General features: G+C 71.2%; 17 protein-coding genes. 9 read left to right on the forward strand and 8 right to left on the reverse strand.

Going from position 1 to position 19808, the window contains the following annotated elements; all coding sequences use genetic code 11:
• Positions 1-278: 278 nt before the first annotated feature.
• Entirely contained in the window at positions 279-1379 is a 1101-nt protein-coding gene (locus ACZ5WE_RS02950; RefSeq protein ID WP_467690710.1) for a hypothetical protein, read from the forward strand.
• Between the two features lie 420 nt (positions 1380-1799).
• Here ACZ5WE_RS02950 and ACZ5WE_RS02955 read toward each other — a convergent pair whose 3' ends face one another.
• The 3 genes from ACZ5WE_RS02955 to ACZ5WE_RS02965 are packed head-to-tail and all read right to left on the reverse strand — an operon-like array spanning position 1800 to position 4751.
• Positions 1800-2759: a 3-oxoacyl-ACP reductase gene (locus ACZ5WE_RS02955; RefSeq protein ID WP_467690712.1), complete on the reverse strand. Its 960-nt coding sequence runs from the start codon at positions 2757-2759 to the stop codon at positions 1800-1802.
• A gap of 17 nt (positions 2760-2776) precedes the next feature.
• Positions 2777-3853, reverse strand: coding sequence for a Zn-dependent alcohol dehydrogenase (locus tag ACZ5WE_RS02960; protein ID WP_467690713.1), 1077 nt, complete (start codon positions 3851-3853; stop codon positions 2777-2779).
• A 43-nt stretch (positions 3854-3896) separates the two neighbouring features.
• On the reverse strand, positions 3897-4751 hold the full coding sequence (locus ACZ5WE_RS02965; protein WP_467690715.1) for a MaoC/PaaZ C-terminal domain-containing protein: 855 nt from the start codon (positions 4749-4751) through the stop codon (positions 3897-3899).
• A gap of 276 nt (positions 4752-5027) precedes the next feature.
• Here ACZ5WE_RS02965 and ACZ5WE_RS02970 point away from each other — a divergent pair, with 276 nt between their 5' ends.
• Positions 5028-6257, forward strand: a complete 1230-nt coding sequence (locus tag ACZ5WE_RS02970) for a sensor histidine kinase (RefSeq protein WP_467690717.1) — start codon at positions 5028-5030, stop codon at positions 6255-6257.
• A complete protein-coding gene (locus ACZ5WE_RS02975) occupies positions 6254-6859 on the forward strand; it encodes a response regulator (protein WP_467690719.1) in 606 nt (201 codons plus the stop codon). Before ACZ5WE_RS02970 ends, ACZ5WE_RS02975 begins: the two co-directional genes overlap by 4 nt.
• A gap of 45 nt (positions 6860-6904) precedes the next feature.
• Here ACZ5WE_RS02975 and ACZ5WE_RS02980 read toward each other — a convergent pair whose 3' ends face one another.
• The 3 genes from ACZ5WE_RS02980 to ACZ5WE_RS02990 all read right to left on the reverse strand — a co-directional run bounded on the left by ACZ5WE_RS02980 (position 6905) and on the right by ACZ5WE_RS02990 (position 11842).
• Complete coding sequence (locus ACZ5WE_RS02980) at positions 6905-8341, reverse strand: MFS transporter (protein ID WP_467690721.1); 1437 nt, start codon at positions 8339-8341, stop codon at positions 6905-6907.
• A gap of 105 nt (positions 8342-8446) precedes the next feature.
• Positions 8447-9637, reverse strand: coding sequence for a lipid-transfer protein (locus ACZ5WE_RS02985; RefSeq protein ID WP_467690722.1), 1191 nt, complete (start codon positions 9635-9637; stop codon positions 8447-8449).
• A 12-nt stretch (positions 9638-9649) separates the two neighbouring features.
• On the reverse strand, positions 9650-11842 hold the full coding sequence (locus ACZ5WE_RS02990; RefSeq protein WP_467690723.1) for an acyl-CoA dehydrogenase: 2193 nt from the start codon (positions 11840-11842) through the stop codon (positions 9650-9652).
• Positions 11843-12097: 255 nt separating this feature from the next.
• Here ACZ5WE_RS02990 and ACZ5WE_RS02995 point away from each other — a divergent pair, with 255 nt between their 5' ends.
• Positions 12098-13831, forward strand: a complete 1734-nt coding sequence (locus ACZ5WE_RS02995; RefSeq protein WP_467690725.1) for an MFS transporter — start codon at positions 12098-12100, stop codon at positions 13829-13831.
• Between the two features lie 97 nt (positions 13832-13928).
• Here ACZ5WE_RS02995 and ACZ5WE_RS03000 read toward each other — a convergent pair whose 3' ends face one another.
• Complete coding sequence (locus tag ACZ5WE_RS03000; RefSeq protein ID WP_467690726.1) at positions 13929-14573, reverse strand: CatB-related O-acetyltransferase; 645 nt, start codon at positions 14571-14573, stop codon at positions 13929-13931.
• A 151-nt stretch (positions 14574-14724) separates the two neighbouring features.
• Here ACZ5WE_RS03000 and ACZ5WE_RS03005 point away from each other — a divergent pair, with 151 nt between their 5' ends.
• From ACZ5WE_RS03005 to ACZ5WE_RS03020, 4 genes are all read left to right on the forward strand, one after another.
• A complete protein-coding gene (locus ACZ5WE_RS03005; RefSeq protein ID WP_467690727.1) occupies positions 14725-15378 on the forward strand; it encodes a class I SAM-dependent methyltransferase in 654 nt (217 codons plus the stop codon).
• A 22-nt stretch (positions 15379-15400) separates the two neighbouring features.
• A complete protein-coding gene (locus ACZ5WE_RS03010; protein ID WP_467690729.1) occupies positions 15401-16393 on the forward strand; it encodes an N-acetylmuramoyl-L-alanine amidase in 993 nt (330 codons plus the stop codon).
• Positions 16394-16564: 171 nt separating this feature from the next.
• Positions 16565-17455 (forward strand): hypothetical protein, encoded by an 891-nt coding sequence (locus ACZ5WE_RS03015; protein WP_467690731.1) that lies wholly within the window; start codon positions 16565-16567, stop codon positions 17453-17455.
• Positions 17456-17558: 103 nt separating this feature from the next.
• On the forward strand, positions 17559-18569 hold the full coding sequence (locus ACZ5WE_RS03020) for an LLM class F420-dependent oxidoreductase (protein WP_467690733.1): 1011 nt from the start codon (positions 17559-17561) through the stop codon (positions 18567-18569).
• Between the two features lie 99 nt (positions 18570-18668).
• On the opposite strand, the gene ACZ5WE_RS03025 is transcribed toward ACZ5WE_RS03020, so the two are convergent.
• The gene (locus tag ACZ5WE_RS03025) at positions 18669-19214 is read right to left on the reverse strand and encodes a hypothetical protein (RefSeq protein WP_467690930.1); all 546 of its coding nucleotides are present in this window, start codon (positions 19212-19214) and stop codon (positions 18669-18671) included.
• A gap of 128 nt (positions 19215-19342) precedes the next feature.
• Between ACZ5WE_RS03025 and ACZ5WE_RS03030 the strand changes: the two genes are divergently transcribed.
• The gene (locus ACZ5WE_RS03030) at positions 19343-19633 is read left to right on the forward strand and encodes a hypothetical protein (RefSeq protein ID WP_467690735.1); all 291 of its coding nucleotides are present in this window, start codon (positions 19343-19345) and stop codon (positions 19631-19633) included.
• Positions 19634-19808 lie beyond the last annotated feature (175 nt).

The raw sequence follows: 19808 nt of genomic DNA on the forward strand, positions 1-19808 counted from the left end.
GCCGCTACCGAGCGGCCGGAGTCGTCCCCGCGGAGCGGTCCCCGAGGCCGTCCGTAACCGGGTTCGCCGCCGTCACGCCCAGCCCCGGTACCGCGCCCTCCCGATCACCGAGACCCGGACTCGGGCGCCTCGCCCCAAGCGCGCGCTGCTCACCCAGCACAACCACCCCCGCTTCCTCAGGCGAATCAGCACATCGCCACCCTTCTGTGTGAAACGGGCGGCCACAGGTGCCACGGCAGTGCGTGCGAAAACTAGCTTCGGGGCCCGGAGGTTCCCCCATGACAGCGCCCACGCTTGAGCCCGAGCCCATGACCGCGCCGACGTCTCCCCCGGCGCCCGCGACACCCCCAGTGACAACCGCCGACGGCGCGTACGCCGCCCGGCTCGCCCTCGACGGCGGTTCCTGGTTCCCCGAGCGCTGGACCCTCGACTCCCCCGAGCCGTACGCGGTGCCGCTGCCCGGCAGCCGGCCCGAGGGGCCCGGCACCGAGGTGCTCCCTATGGCCGACGGACGTGTCCTGATCCACCGCGTCGTCGATGGTCGGCACGCGTTCGCGCTCCTGTACCCGACGGGCCCGGAGACCGGAGAAGTGCCGCTCGGCGCCGTGGAGTGCGGCGAGTCCCGTCTTACGCTGCTGCCGCCGTCGCCGATCGGCAGCCACGCGTACGCGCTCGCGGTGGGCGCGGGGTCGACCGCCCTGTGGCTGGTGGCGGGCGGAGCCTTCGGGCCCGAGCACGTCGCGGAGATCCCCGGGCACTGCTCGGGCGGGGTCTGGCTGGACGGGCAGGGCCGGATGCTGGCCCTGGACCGGGAGTTGGACGGCCGGGTCAAAGCGGTGGCGGTGGACCTGGAGCGGGGAGGCGAGGTGTCGCCCTTCCTCCAGATCGCCGACGAGAGCGACGACCGGCTGCTGCTCGCGGACCCGGACAGCGGGCTGCTTCTGATCCGCTCGGACGCACCGGGCCACGACAGGCTCGGCTGGGGGGTCCTCGGCGGTACGCGCCCGGTGCGCTTCCCCGAGTGCCTGCGCCTGCCCGACCTCGCGGTGACGCCCTTCGCCATACAGCCCGGTCAGACGCTGATGCCGGAGGGCTGCGCGGTGGCGTTGCGGATCGACGGGGCGGCGGGGAGCTGGCTCGGCGTATGGCGTCCCGCCGAGCGCCGGCTGCATCAACTGGCCGCTCCGGACGGATGGTTGGCGGGATCGGGGTGGTGGACACGGGAGGGGACGCTGCGTCTGCCGTACGTGACGGGGGCGGTTCCGTGCGGGGTCGCGGAGGTGGAACCGCCCGCTCCGGCGGCGGCGCCCGCGCCGGTCGCAGCGCGGCCCGTTCCGTTGCAGCAGGCGCCTCTCACCGGGCGTGGGGGCGTTGGTTAGACTCGCCCGGCTGCACCGAACGATCTTCTTTTCAGAGTTACGGCTTTACGGGGTGAGAGTGTTGATGAGAACCGAGATGAGCACGGAGACCGAGCGGAATCCCGAGCCGCGGGAGGCGGCGGGTATTTCCGGGGGCGGTAGGCACCGGGGGCCAGTGGCCGAGCGTGACGAAGCGGGGGTGCCGCAGGGCCGGCACCGCCGCCAAGGCGACAAGCACTGACCTGTCCCCAACCCCACCCCTTCCCGAAAACCCGCTCGGCGCGGGGGCCTTGCGTACCGTCATCACCGGCTTCGCCGAGTTCGTCCTCAAACGCCGGACGGGCTGAACTCTCAGCCGTCCGGCGTTTGAGGACGCCCCCGCGCAGCGGCCTGCGGCGGAGCCGCGAATGCCTCAGCCGGGAAGGGGCGGGTTGGGGAAAACTACCCCCGCTTCAGCCCCAGCACCTCCGACGCCGCGAACGTCTCCCCGGAGGGCCTGCCCGCGTAGTAGGGCGACAGGGCCTCGTCCAGCTCCTCGTACGTGAACACGTCCTTCGCCGTGTCGAACTTCGCCGCCACCTTGGGGCGTTCGACCACCGCGACCATGCCGCCGTGCACCACGAGCAGTTGTCCGTTGACCCCGGAAGCCGCAGGGGACGCGAGATAGCCGACCAGCGGCGCCACATGCTCGGGAGCGAGCGCGTCGAGCTCGCCCGCGCCCGGCTCCTGGAACCCCGCGAAGACGTCCTCCGTCATCCGGGTCCGCGCCCGGGGGCAGATGACGTTCGACGTCACGCCGTACTTGCCGAGCGCCAGCGCGCTCGACGTCGTCAGGCCGACGATGCCGCCCTTGGCCGCCGCGTAGTTCGGCTGGCCCGCCGATCCCGCGAGGAACGCCTCCGACGACGTGTTGACGATCCGGCCGTACACCGGCTCGCCCGCCGCCTTGGACCGCTCACGCCAGTGCACGGACGCGAAGTGCGTCGTGTTGAAGTGGCCCTTGAGGTGGACGTGGATGACCGAGTCCCACTCGCTCTCGCTCATCGAGAAGATCATCCGGTCCCGCAGGATCCCCGCGTTGTTCACCAGGATGTCGAGCTTGCCGTACGTGTCGATCGCCAACTGGACGAGCCCGCGCGCCTGTTCGTGGTCCGCGACATCGCCCAGGTGCGCGACCGCCTGCCCGCCCGCCGCCCGGATCTGAGCCGCGACCTCCTCGGCGGGCGTCGCCGACGCCTCGCCCGAGCCGTCACGGCCCGTCTTTCCGAAGTCGTTGACGACGACGCTCGCGCCGAGCCGGGCGAGTTCGAGGGCTTCCGCCCGGCCGAGGCCCCGGCCCGCTCCTGTCACGATCGCGGCCAACCCGTCGAGTGGCCGTGGCTGCGGCAATGGCTGTGCCATCAGGGATCGACGTCCTCTCAGATCTCGATGCACGTACGCAGCGCGACGCCCGTACGCATCTGGTCAAGCGCTTCGTTGATCTCGGCGAGCGGCACCCGGTGGGTGATCATGCTCTCCAGGTCGATCCGGCCCGCGCGCCACAGCGCGATGGCACGCTCGTAGGACTGCAGGACGTCGCCACCCCCGTACATGGACGGCAGGATCTTCTTCTCGTCGAAGAACAGCTCGAACATGTTCAGCTGGAGGTTGTCGTCCATGGCGCCCGCGCCGACGACGACGAGTGTGCCGCCGCGCCGCGTCGTCTCGTACGCGGTGCGGGCCGTGGCGGACTTGCCCACGACCTCGAAGACGTAGTCGAAGCCCTCGCCCGCGGTCACCCGCTGCTTGGCGTCGGCGAGTTCGTCCGGGGAGACCGCCGCCGTCGCGCCGAACCTCAGCGCGGCCTCGCGCCGCGATGCCACCGGGTCGACGGCGATGATCTGCGCCGCGCCCTTGAGCCGGGCGCCCTGGATCGCGGAGATGCCGACGCCGCCGCAGCCGATGACGGCGACCGACGAACCGGCGGCCACATCAGCGGTGTTGATGGCCGCGCCGAGCCCCGTCGTCACCCCGCAGCCGATCAGGGCCGCGATGTCGAAGGGCACGTCGTCCGGGATCGGCACGGCGCAGCCCGCGTCGACCACGACCTCCTCGGTGAAGGTCCCCGTGCCCGCGAAGCCGAAGACATCGCCGCCGGGGCGCTTGAAGTTGGGGGTGCCCGCGTTCATGAAACCGGCGAGGCACAGCTGACTCTGGCCGCGCTTGCAGGCCGGACACTGGCCGCAGGCGGGCAGCCAGCACACCAGGACCCTGTCTCCCTGGCTGATCCCGCTCACCCCGTCGCCGACGTCGACGATCTCGCCCGCACCCTCGTGGCCGGGGATGAACGGCGCCGGCTGGGGCAGTACGCCGTTCATCGCGGAGACGTCGGAGTGGCACAGGCCGGTGGCCCGGACCCGGATCTTCACCTTGCCCGGGCCGAAGCCCACCGCCTCGACGTCGTCGAGGACCTCGAGTTTGTCCTGGCCTATCTCGTGCAGTACGGCTGCGCGCATGGTGCGGCTCCCCTCATACGAAGATTCAGGCGTGTACGGCGGTTCAGGCGTGCTCGACGATCGTGTCGGCGAGAACCGGCGCGTCATCCCGCTCGACCGCCGTCACCGCCACCTGGACCCGGCCCTCGGAGCGCCACATCCGGATCCGCAGGGTCTCGCCGGGGAAGACGGTCCCGGTGAAGCGCGTGCTGTAGCTCCGCACCCGCGACACGTCGCCGCCGAGCACCGTGTCGACGACCGCCTTGAGCGTCATCCCGTAGGTGCACAGGCCGTGCAGGATCGGGCGGTCGAAGCCGGCGAGCTTGGCGAACTCGGGGTCGGCGTGCAGCGGGTTCCAGTCCCCGGAGAGGCGGTAGAGCAGCGCCTGCTCCTCGCGGACGGGACGTTCGACGGTCGTGTACGGCTCGCCCTCGGGGGCCGGGAGGCGGGTGGAGGGGCCGCGTTCGCCGCCGAACCCGCCTTCGCCGCGTACGAAGATCTGGGCGTCGCTCGTCCACAACGGGCCCTCGGCATCGGCCACTTCGGTGCGCAGGACGAGGATCGCGGCCTTGGTCTTGTCGTACACGGCGGCCACCTCGGAGGTGGTGACGGCCTCGCCCTTGACCGGGATCGGGCGGTGCAGCGTGATGCTCTGGCCGCCGTGCAGGACCGCCGCCAGGTTCACCTCGATGCCGGGGGACGAGAGCCCGCCGACGACGCCCATGCCGGCGCCCGCGACGGTCGCGAAGCTGGGCAGGACGTGCAGCTTGGACTCCAGGGTGTAGCGCAGTTCGTCCGGGTCGGTGGCGGGGACGCCCGCGCCGAGGCCCAGGTGGTAGAGCTGGATGTCCTTGTGATCCCAGGCGATCTCGGCCGACCTGGGCTCCGCGGCCAGTGCTTTCGCGGCATCGATGGGCATGTGGTGGCAGCTCCTTGGCCGGTCTGAAGACCTCGGTGCGGCCGTCCGCACCGTCGGTCGCACCGAGGTCGCAACAGGGCCGGAAGGAGCCCGTTCTAGAACGCGTTCCAGTCCGGCGATCCCATGTATAGCCGAGCGTCCGGCAGTTGTGAAGGCTCCTGACGTCACGTCAGATTCGCTGGATGCGCCACCGGTGAGGCCTGGGACATTTGTACCGGCCGAGTCCCTACAGATGCCTCTGCCGCCGTCCCGCCCCAGATCCGTAATCTCGTCGTCATGCACACACGTCTCGCGGCCTGGAAACGCAGCAGCAGGGCGCAGCTCTCCGAGATGCGGGAGCAGGAGAAGTCCGGCCGCAGCAGGCCCGAGGACCTGGGCCCGCCCAACGGCTTCGCGATGCTGCCCTGGCTCCTGATGGGCATGGGCTCCTTCTCCAACCTCCTCCAGGGCAAGACGGGCAATCCCTGGCTCGGCGGCCTCGGCCTGCTGGTCTTCAACTCCCTCTACATCAGCGTGGTGTTCCGGGCCTTCCACAAGGAGGCACGGGAGGCGCGCGTCACCAAGAACCTTCTCCTTGCGCTGACCGCGGTCACCTTCGCCCTCGCCATCGGCTACGGCGGCAGCTGGCTGATGTTCTTCCCGCTCCTCGGGCTCGCGACCGGCGCGGTCCTGCGGGGCAGGCTGCTGGTCCCCGCGGCGTTCGCCCTGAGCATCTGCGCGGCGGTGGTCGGCGGGCTGAAGGACGGCTGGGACGCGGCGGGCATCGCGTACGGCACGTTCATCTCCGTCATGGTGACGGCGGCGATTCTCGCCCTCTCCGAGACGGTGAAGGAACTGCGCGCCACGCGCGAGGAGTTGGCCCGCGGCGCGGTCGAGAAGGAACGGCTGCGCTTCTCCCGGGACCTGCACGATCTGCTCGGCCACACGCTCTCGGTGATCGTCGTGAAGGCGGAGGCTACGCGCCGTCTCGCCCCCCGCGACCTGGAGGCCGCGCTCGGCCAGGTCTCCGACATCGAGTCCGTCGGCCGCCAGGCCCTGACCGAGATCCGCGAGGCGGTCACCGGCTACCGCGAGGGCAGCCTGGCCACGGAGCTCGACCGGGCCCGCGACCTCCTGGACGCGGCGGGCATCGAGGCGGTCGTACGCCAGTCGGGGCCGCCGCTCGCCCCGCAGACAGCGGCACTGCTCGGTTGGGTCGTCCGGGAGTCCGCCACGAATGTCGTACGCCACTCAAGGGCGACCCGCTGCGAGATCGAGGTGGCGGGCACCGCCGAACGGACTCGGCTGCTGATCACCGACGACGGCCGCGGCGTAGGCTCGGGAAAGCCCGGCAGCGGGCTGAAGGGCCTGGCCGAGCGCCTGGCGGCGGCGGGCGGCTCCCTGGAGTCGGGACCCGCTCCGCGCGGCGGATTCTGGGTCACAGCGGAGCTGCCGGTCACCGAGCCAAGCCCCGGACCCGGTCCCGCTTCCGGTTCCGGCCCCGTCGCGGAGGAGCGCACCCCATGATCAGAGTCCTGCTCGCCGAGGATCAGGGCATGATGCGGAGCGCGCTCGCGCTGCTGCTCGGCATGGAGCGGGACATCGAGGTCGTCGCGCAGGTCGGCGCGGGGGACGAGATCGTGGGCGCGGCGCTGAACGCCCGCCCCGACGTGGCGCTCCTCGACATCGAACTGCCGGGCCGCAGCGGGCTCGACGCGGCGGCGGACCTGCGCGACGAGTGCCCCGAATGCCGGGTCCTCATCCTCACGACCTTCGGCAGGCCCGGCTATCTGCGCCGGGCGATGGAGGCGGGCGCGGTGGGCTTCCTGGTCAAGGACGGCCCGGTGGAGGATCTGGCGGAGGCGATCAGGCAGGCGCTGCGGGGCGAGACGGTGATCGACCCCGCGCTCGCGGCGGCAGCCCTGAGCGCGGGGCCCAGTCCGCTGACCGGCCGGGAGGCGGACGTACTGAAGGCTTCGGTGGACGGGGCGACGGTCTCCGACATCGCCGAGAAGCTGCATCTGTCGGAGTCGACGGTGCGGAACTACCTCTCGGCGGCGATCGGAAAGACAGGGACGCGGAACCGGATGGAGGCGGTGCGGGAGGCGCGGCAGCGGGGGTGGCTCTGACCTGCCCCTGGGCACCGCCGATCACCGGCTCCGCCGGGTTCGTCCTCAGACGCCGGACGGGCCGGCCTTCCCCTCCCGCGGCATCCACACCAGCAGCACGAGCACCCCCACCAGCAGGATGCACCCACTGGTCCGGAACGCCATCGCGTACCCCGCGGTCAGCGCCTCCGGAGTCGTGGACCCCCCCATCCGCGAGGCCGAAACCGTCGAGAGCACCGCGAGCCCCAGCGCCCCGCCCATCGTGCGCGAGGTGTTGATGAGCCCGGAGACAAGCCCCGCGTCCCTCGGGTCCGCCCCCGAGGTGCCGAGGGACGCCAGCGGGGTCGTGGCAAGACCCGCGCCGAACATCATCACGATGCCGGGCAGCATGATCGAGGTGACGTAGCCGCCGTCCGCGGTCATCAGGGACTGCCAGCCGAACCCCGTCGCCGCCACCAGGATCCCGAGCACGGACACGTTCTTCGCGCCGAGCACCCGCATCAGCCGCGGCGCGAGCTTCGAGCCGATGACGATCGTCAGCGAAGAGGGGATCAGGGCGAGGCCCGCCTTCAGCGCCGAGTAGCCAAGGACGTTCTGCGCGTACAGCGTCATGAAGAACCACATGGCGAACATGCCGCCGCCGCACACGAACATCGCCGCGTTCGCCGCCGACACCGACCGCACACGGAACAGCTTCAGCGGCATCAGCGGGACCCTCGTACGCGCCTCGACGAGGAGGAAGAGGCCGAGCAGCAGGAGCCCCGCGGCCAGCGGCACCAGGGTCGCCGCCGCCGTCCAGCCCTTCTCCTCCGTCTGCACGATCCCGTACGCGAGCGTGGCGAGCCCCGCGGTCACGAGCACCGCGCCCGGCACGTCGAGGCGGCGTGCCTGGCCGGCCCTGCTCTCGGTGAGCCAGGCAACCCCCGCGACGAGGACGAGCGCACCGATCGGCACGTTGATCAGGAGCACCCAGCGCCAGGAGAGCAGGTCGGTGAGGACGCCGCCGACGAGGCCGCCCGCGGCGCCGCCGCCGGCGCCCACCGCCGCCCAGGTCCCGATCGCCCGTATCCGGGCGGGGCCCTCGGGCACCGCCGAGGTCAGGATCGTCAGGGTCGAAGGGGCGAGGACCGCCGCGCCGAGCCCCTGCACCGCGCGCGCCACGAGCAGCTGCCACTCGGCCTGCGCGAGCCCGCCCGCGAGCGAGGCCACGGTGAAGAGCCCGAGCCCCACCAGGAACATCCGCTTGCGGCCGAAGAGGTCACCGGCCCGCCCGCCGAGCAGCATGAAGCCCGCGAAGGCGATCGAGTACGCGTTGACCACCCATTGCAGTCCTACGGCGCTCATGCCCAGGTCGGACCGCATCGACGGCAGGGCGGTGTTCACCACCGACACGTCGAGGACGACCAGGAACTGCCCGGCGCAGGCGGCGAGCAGCACCGCCCACACGGGTGCGGACTTCCGCGGCGGCGCGGCTATGTAAGTGTCGGAGGACGTTTGGACCATGACAGAAAGGGTGCCAGGCTTCTGGCTGGGTATGCATCGGGGTTTCGACGCAGAGGACCTCCGACTCGGGTCCTAGGACCCGAGGTCCTCTCCGTTTCCCGCCGTTCAGCCCTTGCGCAGCAGCGTCACCACCGCCGCTCCCCCGAGGCCGATGTTGTGCGCGAGCCCCACCCGGGCCCCCGCCACCTGCCTGGCCTCCGCCTCGCCCCTCAACTGCCAGGTGAGCTCCGCCACTTGGGCGATGCCCGTGGCGCCGAGCGGGTGCCCCTTGGAGATCAGGCCGCCCGAGGGGTTCACCACCCACCGCCCGCCGTACGTCGTCGCCCCGCTCTCGACGAGCTTCCCGGACTCCCCCGCCGGGCACATGCCGAGCGCCTCGTAGGTGAGGAGCTCGTTGATGGAGAAGCAGTCGTGCAGCTCGACGACGTCGACGTCCTCGATGCCGAGTCCCGACCTCTCGTACACCTGCCGCGCCGCCGCCCTCGACATCGGCTGCCCCACGACGTCGACACACGAGCCCGAGTCGAAGGACTCCCCCGTGTCCGTGGTCATGGCCTGCGCGGCGATCTCCACGGCACGCTCCTGAAGGCCGTGGCGTTCCACGAACCTCTCCGACACCACCACCGCGGCGGCCGACCCGTCCGACGTGGGCGAGCACTGCAGCTTGGTGAGGGGGCGGTGGATGGTCTTGGCGGCGAGGATCTCGTCGACGGTGTACTCGTCCTGGAACTGGGCGTACGGGTTGTTCACCGAGTGCCGGTGGTTCTTCGCGCCCACCGCGGCCAGCTGCGCCTCGGTCGTGCCGTACCGCTCCATGTGCTCGCGTGCCGCGTCGCCGAATATCTGGGCGGTGGGCGGGGTCATCTCGAAGCCGTGCCGCGCCGCCATGATGCCGTAGTGCCGGGCGACCGGGGACGTCTTGAAGTCCCCTCCGTCGGACCCACCCCCCAGCGCGCCGCGCGCCATCTTCTCGAAGCCGAGCGCGAGCACGCAGTCGTTGATGCCGCCCTCGACGAACTGCCGCGCCATCATCAGCGCGGTCGACGCCGTCGCGCAGTTGTTGTTCACGTTGTAGACGGGGACGCCGGTCAGGCCCAGTTCGTACACGGCCCGCTGGCCCGCCGTGGAGGCCTGGAAGCAGTAACCGACCGGGACCTGCTCCACCTGCTCGTACGAGATGCCGGCGTCGTCGAGCGCCTTGGTGCCCGCCTCCTTCGCCATGTCCCAGTACTGCCAGTCCCGCGTCTCGGGCTTCTCGAACTTCGTCATGCCGACGCCGACTATGTACGCCTTCACTGTCCGGCTCCTTCACGATGGCTGAGTGGTGGGGCGGGGCTCGGGGTCCCTCGGCAGCCCGAGGAGCCGCTCCGCGACGACGTTCAGCTGCACCTGCGTGGTCCCGCCCGCGATGGTCAGGCAGCGCGACATCAGGAATCCGTGCAGCGCCCGCTCCCCCGCGCCCTCACACAACGCGCCATCGGGACCGAGCAGTTCGAGGGCGAGCTCGGCGACCTTCTGCTGATGCACCGTCTGCACGAGCTTGCGGACGGAGGCCCCGGCCCCCGGTTCCGCCCCGGCCACCTGCCGCATCGTCGTGCGCAGGCCTACGCAGGCGAGCGCGTGGGCCTCGGCGGCGAGCGCGCCGATCCGCGCGCGGCAGGCGCCGTCGAGCTCTCCGGCACGCTCGATGAGCGCCTCCAGACCGGTGTCGAAGGTCAACTGGTCGGCCATGTGGACGCGTTCGTTGCCGAGGGTGTGGCGCGCGACCCGCCAGCCGTCGTTCACCTCGCCGACGACCGCGTCGGCGGGCAGCAGGACGTCGTCGAAGTAGACCTCGTTGAAGAGGGAGTCCCCGGTGATCTCCTTCAACGGGCGGATGTCGATACCCGAGGCGCGCTTCATGTCGATGAGGAAGTACGTCAGCCCCTTGTGCTTGGGGGCGTCGGGGTCCGTGCGGGCGAGCAGAATCCCGAGGTCGGCCCACTGTGCCGCGCTCGTCCACACTTTCTGCCCGTTGATCAGCCAGCCGCCGTCGACCCGCTCCGCCCGCGTCCGTAGCGCGGCCAGATCCGACCCCGCCCCTGGCTCGCTGAACAGCTGGCACCACAGCACCTCACCCCTGAGCGTCGGCGCCAGGAACCGCTCCTGCTGCTCGCTCGTCCCGTACGCGATGAGCGAGGGCACCACCCAGGTGGCGATCCCGAGATCGCTGACGCGCACCCCGGCCGCCGCCAACTCCTCCTGGACTACGAGCTGTTGGACGGGCCCCGCGCCCAGGCCGTACGGCTCGGGCAGGTGCGGCGCGGCGTAGCCGGTGGGTGCGAGTGCCTTGCGTGCGGCGGCCGGGTCGAGCCCCCGGGCCGCCGCGACGGCCTCGCGTGCCCGCTCCCGGTACGCCTCCGCCTCCCGGGGCAGCTCCATCCGCAGCTCGCGGCGCGCGCCCCCCTGCGCGAGCCGCACCGCCCGCAGCCGGTGTGCGTCGCCGGCGCCGAGCAACTGCCGGGCAACCAGCGACCTGCGCAGATACAGATGCGCGTCATGCTCCCAGGTGAAGCCGATACCGCCGAGGATCTGGATGGCGTCCTTGGCGCAGGAGTACGCGGCGTCGAGCGCGGTCCCGGCGGCGAGCGCGGCCACGAGTCCCCGCGTCCCCGGGGGCTCGTCGGTCGCCCGTGCCGCGTCCCAGGTGAGCGCCCGCGCCTGTTCGAGGCGCACCAGCATGTCCGCGCAGAGGTGCTTGACCGCCTGGAACTGCCCGATCGGCCGCCCGAACTGCTCCCGCACCTTCGCGTGGTCGGTGGCGGTCTCCAGCGCCCGGGCCGCCACCCCGCACGCGTCCGCCGCGTACAGGGCGCACGCGAGATCCCGTACGAGCGCCGCGTCGACGTCGAGCACCCGCCCGGCCGGGACCTCCACACCGTCTGCCGTCACCTCGGCGGTGGGCCGCGTCGGATCGGCGCTCTCCTGCGTACGTACGGTCAGCTCGGCCGCGTCGACGGCCAGCCACTCGGTCCCGCGCGCGGACTCGGCGGCCAGGATCAGCAGGTCGGCGTCCGCCCCGGAGAGGACGGGCGGCGCGGTGCCGTCGAGGACGTAGCCGTCCGTCACGGACACCGCGGTGAGCGTGCCCGCGCCCAGAGCGACGGCGCCGATGCGTGCGCCGGACGCCAGCTCGGCGGCGAGGTCGCGGGCGCCCGCCCGGTGCAGGACGACCGATGCCAGGGAGCTCGCCAGGTAGGGCCCCGGGAGCGCGGCCCGCCCGGCCTCCTCCAGGGCGGCGGCCAGGTCCACGAGGTCACCGCCCCCGCCGCCGCACTCCTCGGGCAGATGCACCGCGAGCAGCCCCTGCTCGGCGAGCCCGTCCCAGTGGGCGGGCCTGGCTCCCGCGCCCGGCGGGGCGTCGAGCAGCTTGCGTATCTCCTCGGGCGGTACGGCACGGGCACTCCAGCCGCGCACCGCCGCCGCCAACTCCCGCTGTTCCTGCGTGATTCCGATGCCCATGCGCGTCCTCGCCGGTAGCAGCTTCCGGGACGGCGACACACTAGAACACGTTCCAATTCGATGGAAGCCTGACGGGAGGTCAGATCCGGGGCCGCTCCCGTGCCGGGCGCGGGGCTCCCGTAAGCGCCCGGTTAACAACAGGTCAAGAATTCCCCTCGTACGACATCCGTCGGAATAGTCGCCCGGGGAAACAGGTTCGCACTGCACGTACCCCTGCCCCAGAGCTCCACCCGCCGCCCCCGGAGGCCCCACGTAATGACGCAGTCGACGACCCACCAACGCGGCACCCGCGGAGTCGTCCCCGTACTCGCCTTCGCCGGCATCGTCGTCGCGGTGATGCAGACGCTCCTGGTGCCGGTCATCAAGGACCTGCCGACGCTGCTGAGCACCTCGCCGTCGAACGCCACCTGGGTCATGACGGCGACCCTCCTCGCCGGCGCCGTGTCGACCCCGATCATGGGCCGCCTCGGCGACCTCTACGGCAAGCGCCGCATGCTTCTGACGAGCCTGGCCGTGATGGTCGTGGGCTCGCTGATCTGCGGTTTCACCGACGACCTCGTCGTGATGATCGTCGGCCGCGCCCTCCAGGGCTTCGCGATGGGCGCCATCCCGCTCGGCATCGGCCTGATGCGTGACGAGCTGCCCCGCGAGAAGCTCGGCTCCGCGATGGCCCTGATGAGCTCGTCCATCGGCGTCGGCGGCGGCCTCGCGCTGCCGCTCGCGGCACTGACCGCGCAGCACGCCGACTGGCACGCACTGTTCTTCGGCGCCGCGGGCCTCGGCGTCATATCGATGCTGCTGACCCTCGTCTTCGTGCCCGAGAGCAAGGTGAAGGCGCAGGGCACCTTCGACGTGATCGGCGCACTCGGTCTCTCCGCGGGCCTGGTCCTCTTCCTGCTCCCCATCACCAAGGGCAGCGACTGGGGCTGGACCTCGGGCATGACGCTCGGCCTGTTCGGCGCGGCGGCGGTCGTCCTGGTCCTCTGGGGCGTGATGGAGCTGCGCCTCAAGGCGCCGCTGGTGGACCTGCGCACCACGGCCCGCCCCGCGGTCCTGTTCACCAACCTGGCCTCGATCATGGTCGGCGTGGCGTTCTACGCCATCTCGCTCGTGCTTCCCCAGCTGCTCCAGCTGCCGACCGCCACCGGCTACGGCCTCGGCCAGTCCATGGTCGTCGCGGGTCTGTGCGTGGCGCCGCTGGGCCTGACGATGATGTTCACGGCCCCCATCTACGCCCGCCTCTCGGCGAAGTACGGCCCGAAGGTGACCCTCATCCTCGGCATGCTGATCATCGCCATCGGTTACGGCGCGGGCCTCGGCCTGATGAGCGCCGCCTGGCAGACGATCATCATCGCGGTGGTCGTCGGCGCGGGCATCGGCCTCGCCTACTCCTCGCTCCCGGCGCTGATCATCGGCGCGGTGGACCCGTCGGAGACGGGCGCGGCGAACGGCTTGAACACCCTGATGCGATCGATCGGTACGTCGGTGTCGAGCGCCGTCATCGGCATGGTCCTCGCCAACACCGCCGACCACGTGGGTGGTGTGGCCGTACCGACCATGACCGGCTTCCGGACCTCGTTCCTCATCGCCACCGGTGCGGTCGCCCTCGGCCTGGTCTTCGCCCTCTTCCTCCCGTCGGCCCGCCGGTCGGTCAAGACCCAACTGCGGGCCAGCAGCGAGGAGGACGCGAACCTGCGGGCCGCGCAGGAGGCGCTTGCCGGTTTCCACGGCCGGGTGCTGAGTCCCTCCGGGGCGCCGGTCGCGCGGGCGAAGGTGACGCTGATCGACCGGCGGGGGCGGCAGGCCGGCTCGGCCCTCACGGACGAGGGCGGCCGCTACGCCCTCGCGGTGCCGGGCGACGGCTCGTACGTCCTGGCGGCGACGGCGGCGGGGCATGCGCCGCTGGCTTCGGCGGCGGCGTACCGCGGGGCGGACCGAGCGGTGGAGATGGACCTGCTGCTGCCGGGCGGGAGTGAGGTGCCGGCGTAGGGCGGGCCCTGCGGGGCTCTGATGTCCTTGAACGCCGGACGGGCTGGAATATCCAGCCCGTCCGGCGTTTGAGGACGAACTCGGCGGAGCCGGTGATCTACCCCCGCGGAGCGACGCTCTCCAGCTCGTCGATCGACCCGGACATAACGACCCGCACATGCTCCGTCAGATGCTCCGCAGGCCAGTCCCACCACGCCAGAGCCAAGAGCCGCGCAACCTCGTCCTCGCTGTACCGCGTACGAATCAGCTTCGCGGGATTTCCCCCGACAACCCCGTAGTCGGGAACGTCATCGACGACAACCGACCCCGAAGCGATGACGGCCCCGTGCCCGATCCGCACCCCGGGCATCACCATCACCCCGTACCCGAACCAGACATCGTTGCCGACCACGGTGTCCCCCCGCCCCGGCAGTCCACTGATCAGGTCGAAGTGCTCGCTCCACGAGCCCCCCATGATCGGGAACGGGAAGGTCGATGGCCCGTCCATCCGGTGGTTCGCGCCGTTCATGATGAACCGCACCCCCGTCCCGAACGCGCAGAACTTTCCGATACGGAGCTTCTCGGGCCCGTAGTGGTAAAGGACGTTGCGCGTTTCGAAGGCGGTCGCGTCGTCCGGATCGTCGTAGTAGGAGTACTCCCCCACCTCGATCAACGGAGACTTCACCAGCGGCTTCAGAAGCACGACACGGGGCTGGTCCGGAAAGGGATGCAGCACCGTCGGATCCGCCGGTACGAGTTCCATGACCGTTCCCTCCATTGCTGTGTACGGCCCCGCTTCCATGATCAGCCGGGCCATGCGGCAGCATAGGTCGGCCCACGACGCGGGCCCACCCCTTTTGCCGAAGCCCAGAAGCCCAAAAGCCCAGAAGCCCAGAAGCCCAGGAGGACCCCCCATGGCCGTCCCTCAGCCCAAGCCGGAGATTCTCGCCGCGTTCGAAGCGGCCAAGGGCTTCATGCCCACCGGTGAGGGCCTCGCCCTGTACGCGGCGGCGACGGAAGCCGCGGCGCTCGGGCTTCCGCTCCTGGAGGTCGGGACGTACTGCGGCCGCTCCACGATCCTGCTCGCGGACGCCGCCCGGCAGGCGGGCGTCACGGCCATCACCGTGGACCACCATCGCGGCAGCGAGGAGCAGCAGCCGGGCTGGGAGTATCACGATCCCGCGACGGTCGACCCGGAGGTCGGGCGGATGGACACCCTCCCCACCTTCCGCCGCACGCTCCACCACGCGGGCCTGGAAGAGCACGTGATCGCGATCGTCGGGCGCTCCCCGCAGGTGGCGAAGGCGTGGGGCGGTGCGCTCGGTCTCGTCTTCATCGACGGCGGCCACACGGACGAGCACGCGACGGGCGACTACGAGGGCTGGGCCCCGCACATCGCGGAGGGCGGCCTGCTCCTGATCCACGACGTCTTCCCCGACCCCACCGACATCATGACGGGCCAGGCCCCGTACCGCGTCTACCTCAGGGCCCTGGAGTCCGGCGCGTTCACCGAGGTCTCGGCAACCGACTCCCTGCGCGTCCTGCGGCGAACGGGAGCGGGGACCTGACCTCGCGGTTAGAGTCGCTCTCGTGTCGTACGTAGGTCCGGACAGCCAGCCCCCACGCCCGCCCCGCCGTTTCAGCGGCGGCCCCCTCACGGTGACGCTCGCCGCGCTGGTGCCGACGTGCCTGGCGGGGTGGCTCATCTACGAGGCGACGAGCGGTCCCGGTGGCAGCGAGCCACCCAGAACGCTTCCCTCCACGAGTCACTCCGCTCAGGGTTCGTCCTCCGCGAAGCCCTCCCCGTCGGCCTCCGAGAAGGACGACGAGAAGGGTGAGGACGGCGAGACGAGCGGCAAGCCGAGCGCGTCGAAGCCCCCGAAGTCCTCCAGCCGCCCCGCCGCCTCCGGCCCCCTCAAGGGCAAGGTCGTCGTCGTCGACCCCGGCCACAACACGGGCAACAGCAAGCACACCGCCGAGATCAACCGCCTCGTCGACGTCGGCACGCACCGCAAGGAGTGCGACACCACGGGCACTTCCACGAACAACGGTTACAGCGAAGCCCAGTTCACCCTCGACGTCTCGCGCCGCCTGCGCACGCTGCTCGAGAAGCAGGGCGCCACGGTCAAGTTCACCCAGGACGGCGACCGCCCCTGGGGCCCCTGCGTCGACGAGCGCGCCCGCATCGGCAACAACGCCCGCGCGGACGCCGTCGTCTCCGTGCACGCCGACGGCTCCGCGGCGGGCAACCGCGGCTTCCATGTGATCCTGCCCGCATCGGTGAAGTCCGGCGCCGCGGACACCTCCAAGATCGTCGCCCCGTCCCGCGCCCTGGGCGAGCGCATCGCGGGCAAGTTTCTGAGCGCGACGGGCAGCGCCCCCTCCAACTACGTCGGCGACGGCACCGGTCTCGACGTACGCAAGGACCTGGGCGGCCTCAACCTGTCCACCGTCCCCAAGGTGTTCATCGAGTGCGGCAACATGCGGGACGCGAAGGACGAGGCGTTGCTCACGAGTGGCGCCTGGCGCCAGAAGGCGGCTCAGGGGATCTCCGACGGGATCGTGAGCTTCCTGCGCGGATAACGGGTTGGTTGGTCGGGGATAACGGGTTGGTTGGTCTTTATCCCGAGCAGACACCCCACCCGCGTGAACGATAATGTCCTCCGTACGATGGGGGGCCATCCCCGCGCTTTGCGCCACGACCTTGGGGCGAGCGACGCCTCCACCGACGAGACGACTTACGAAGGACCTGAAGTGAATATCCGCTCTCTCACTCGAGGCGACGGCGTGGTGATCGGGGCAGCGGTTTTGCTGTTCATCGCCTCGTTCCTGGACATCTGGGACATCGAAGGTGTCTCGGACTCTGCCGATATGCCGAACGCCTGGAACAGCGGGCCGTTCCTGATGGGCGTCACGCTTGCCGGGATCATCGGCGCCGTCTGCATCGTCGTCTCCCGCGGGCTGCCGACGCCTCCGAAGGTCCTGGGCCTCGACCTCGGGCACTTCGGTGTTGCCTTCGCCATTGCCGCCGCCTGGAGCGCCATCGGCCAGGTCTTCGACCCGGCCAGCGGCTTCGACAACATGGGACAGGGAAGCGACAGCGGATTCGACGCCGGTATCGGCACCATCCTGTCCCTGATCGCCACGCTCATTCTGGCCGCCGGGGCGATCCTCGCCCTGACGGTCCCCGCCTTCAAGGCTCCCCTTGTCGGCGCCGCCCGCCCCGCCCCCCAGCCCTACGGCGGCCAGCCGCAGGGTGGTTACGGCTACCCCGGCGCGCAGGGCCAGCCGCAGCAGGGTCAGCCGTACGGCGCGCAGCCCGGACAGCCGCAGCAGGGTCAGCCCTTCGGCGCGCAGCCGGGGCAGCCGCAGCCGGGGCAGCCGCAGCCGGGCCAGCCGCAGCCGGGCCAGCAGACGCCGCCTCCCGGTCAGGCGCAGGCCACCGGCGACTTCTCGCCGTTCTGGTTCGCCGTGCCGGTGCCGCGTCCGCTGTACGCGGAGGACGGCTCGCCGACGCCGATCGCCGAACTGGCGCCCGGCACCTGGTACTTGGCCGTGGAGCAGCGCGGTCCCGGTCTGGTGGCCCAGACGCAGGACGGCCGTCGTGGCGTGCTGCAGGACACCACGGGGATTCAGCGCGGCTGATCTCCGACGCACCTCGCGGCCCCTCGCCCTTCCGGGCGGGGGGCCGTTGTCGTACAGTCGCCACCTGCAATGAACTGACGGACCGTCAGGAAGGGTGGGGGGCATGCGTCTGGGACTCGCACTCGGCTACTGGGGGCGCGGCCCCGACCCCGGTCACGTGGCGCTCACCCAGGAGGCCGAGCGGCTCGGATACGACTCCGTGTGGACCGCCGAGGCGTGGGGTTCGGACGCCTTCACGCCACTGACCTGGATCGCGGCGCAGACCTCACGGATCAAGCTGGGCACGGCGGTCGTGCAGATGGCGGCGCGCTCGCCCGTGACGACCGCGATGCACGCGCTGACCCTGGACCACCTGTCCGGCGGCCGGATGACGCTCGGTCTCGGGCTCTCCGGGCCGCAGGTGGTGGAGGGGTGGTACGGGCGGCCGTTCCCGAAGTCGCCGCTGACCGCCACGCGGGAGTACGTCGACGTGATCCGCCAGGTGCTGCGACGGGAGGGGCCTGTCACCCTCGACGGACGCTTCCACTCCCACCCCTACCTAGGGGAGGACGGAAGCGGTATCGGCAAGCCCCTGAAGTCGATCACGCATCCGCTGCGGGCCGACCTGCCGGTGCTGCTCGGCGCGGAGGGTCCGAAGAACATCGCGCAGACGGTACGGATCGCGGACGGCTGGCTGCCGCTCTACTGGTCGCCGATGCGGGCCGACGTGTACGAGGCGTCGCTGGAGGGCGCGCGGGCCGGCTTCATGGTCGCCCCCATGGCGCGGGCGAAGGTCTGCGACGACGTTGCGGAGGGCTTGCTTCCGGTCAAGGCGATGCTGGGGTTCTATATCGGGGGGATGGGGCACTCCGCGCGAAACTTTCATGCAGATCTGATGGCGCGGATGGGGTTCGAGGCCGAGGCGCGGCGGATTCAGGAGCTGTTTCTGGCGGGGCGCCGGGAGGAGGCGGTGCTTGCGGTGCCGGACGCCTTCGCCGACGAGATCTCGCTGGTGGGACCTCGAAAACGGATCGCTGAGCGGTTGGAGTTGTGGCGCAAGGGGCCCGTGACGGATCTGCTGGTGCTGGCGCCGGACCGTCATACGCTGCGGGTGCTGGCGGAGCTGAACGGCTGACTCGTCGTGGGGGTCCCCCCTGCTCTTTAAGAGCTTGGGGGAGTTCGAGGACGAACTCGGCGAAGCCGGTGACAGACCCCGCCCAAGGCCAGGGGCCTACTACCCCTTCGCCAGCTCCCCCGCCGACGGCACCTTGTCCTTGACCTCCGCGCCCGCGCCCTTGCCCGCGTCCTTCACCTGCTTGATGACGTCGTCGAAGGAGTTCACGACCGAGTCCGTGGAGTCACCCTTGCGGAGCTTGGACGGCAGGTCCTTGAGTGCGTCGATGCCCGCGGTCAGGGGCGCCACCGCCTTGGCCAGCGTCGGGTCGCCCTGGGCGTTCTTCGTCGCCGCCTTCAGCCGGTTGTAGGCGAGTGTCCCGGCGAGTCCCGCCTTGATCAGGGCGAACTTGCGCCCGTCGGCGCCCTTCTTGAACTTCCCCGCGCGAAAGGGCTTCACGATCCACTGGTACGTCGCCCCCGCCGCGATCCCCGCGTTCGCCACGAACCGCGTCTTGGCGAACTTCTGCTTCTCGGCGGAGCTCGAGCTCGACGGCGCCGAGGCCGCGTCCGCGTCGTCACCTCCGCAACCGGTCGTCCCCGCGAGCAGGGCGCCGCACAGCACAGGGGCGACGAGAGACCGGCGTACGGTCGCGGCGGACAGCAACACGGGGACCTCCGGGCGTGGGCAGCGAGTGGACAGCTCTCCCGGCAGCCTCACCCCGCCCGGCGCGGCCCGCCACTCGGGCGGGCCCGTACGAGTTTCAACCGGGCCGATCCCGGTACACGGCTCTTATGTCCACCCGACAAGCACGTGGCAGCACCGCAGCGAGGGTCATCGTCATCGTCGCGGACGTGATGGCCATCATCCTCGGCCTGTGGATCCTCATGTATCTGTTGGACGCGAACCGCGCCAACGACCTCGTCCAATTCGTCCACGACGTGGCCCGCTGGCTGGCCGGCTGGTCGCACGATCTCTTCACCTTCGACGAGGCCTGGGCCCGCGTCGTCTGCGGCTACGGCCTGGCAGCCCTCGTATACGTCCTCGTCGGCCACGCCATCGCGGGACGGCTGCGGCGCTACTGAACCAGCCGAGCCCACCCGCACCCCGGAGCACCACACGTCACGACCCGGGGGTCCGGGGGCACCCCCCGGAAAAACACAGCACCTTCGACGAGGCCTGGGCCCGCGTCGTCTGCGGCTACGGCCTGGCAGCCCTCGTATACGTCCTCGTCGGCCACGCCATCGCGGGACGGCTGCG

Source organism: Streptomyces sp. NPDC033180, from assembly GCF_055577645.1.

Excerpts from the sequence above, each read along its gene's own strand:
- ACZ5WE_RS02950 (WP_467690710.1), top strand. The coding sequence starts at position 279 with ATGACAGCGCCCACGCTTGAGCCCGAGCCCATGACCGCGCCGACGTCT.
- ACZ5WE_RS02955 (WP_467690712.1), bottom strand. The coding sequence starts at position 2,759 with ATGGCACAGCCATTGCCGCAGCCACGGCCACTCGACGGGTTGGCCGCG.
- ACZ5WE_RS02960 (WP_467690713.1), bottom strand. The coding sequence starts at position 3,853 with ATGCGCGCAGCCGTACTGCACGAGATAGGCCAGGACAAACTCGAGGTC.
- ACZ5WE_RS02965 (WP_467690715.1), bottom strand. The coding sequence starts at position 4,751 with ATGCCCATCGATGCCGCGAAAGCACTGGCCGCGGAGCCCAGGTCGGCC.
- ACZ5WE_RS02970 (WP_467690717.1), top strand. The coding sequence starts at position 5,028 with ATGCACACACGTCTCGCGGCCTGGAAACGCAGCAGCAGGGCGCAGCTC.
- ACZ5WE_RS02975 (WP_467690719.1), top strand. The coding sequence starts at position 6,254 with ATGATCAGAGTCCTGCTCGCCGAGGATCAGGGCATGATGCGGAGCGCG.
- ACZ5WE_RS02980 (WP_467690721.1), bottom strand. The coding sequence starts at position 8,341 with ATGGTCCAAACGTCCTCCGACACTTACATAGCCGCGCCGCCGCGGAAG.
- ACZ5WE_RS02990 (WP_467690723.1), bottom strand. The coding sequence starts at position 11,842 with ATGGGCATCGGAATCACGCAGGAACAGCGGGAGTTGGCGGCGGCGGTG.
- ACZ5WE_RS02995 (WP_467690725.1), top strand. The coding sequence starts at position 12,098 with ATGACGCAGTCGACGACCCACCAACGCGGCACCCGCGGAGTCGTCCCC.
- ACZ5WE_RS03000 (WP_467690726.1), bottom strand. The coding sequence starts at position 14,573 with ATGGAACTCGTACCGGCGGATCCGACGGTGCTGCATCCCTTTCCGGAC.
- ACZ5WE_RS03005 (WP_467690727.1), top strand. The coding sequence starts at position 14,725 with ATGGCCGTCCCTCAGCCCAAGCCGGAGATTCTCGCCGCGTTCGAAGCG.
- ACZ5WE_RS03020 (WP_467690733.1), top strand. The coding sequence starts at position 17,559 with ATGCGTCTGGGACTCGCACTCGGCTACTGGGGGCGCGGCCCCGACCCC.
- ACZ5WE_RS03030 (WP_467690735.1), top strand. The coding sequence starts at position 19,343 with ATGTCCACCCGACAAGCACGTGGCAGCACCGCAGCGAGGGTCATCGTC.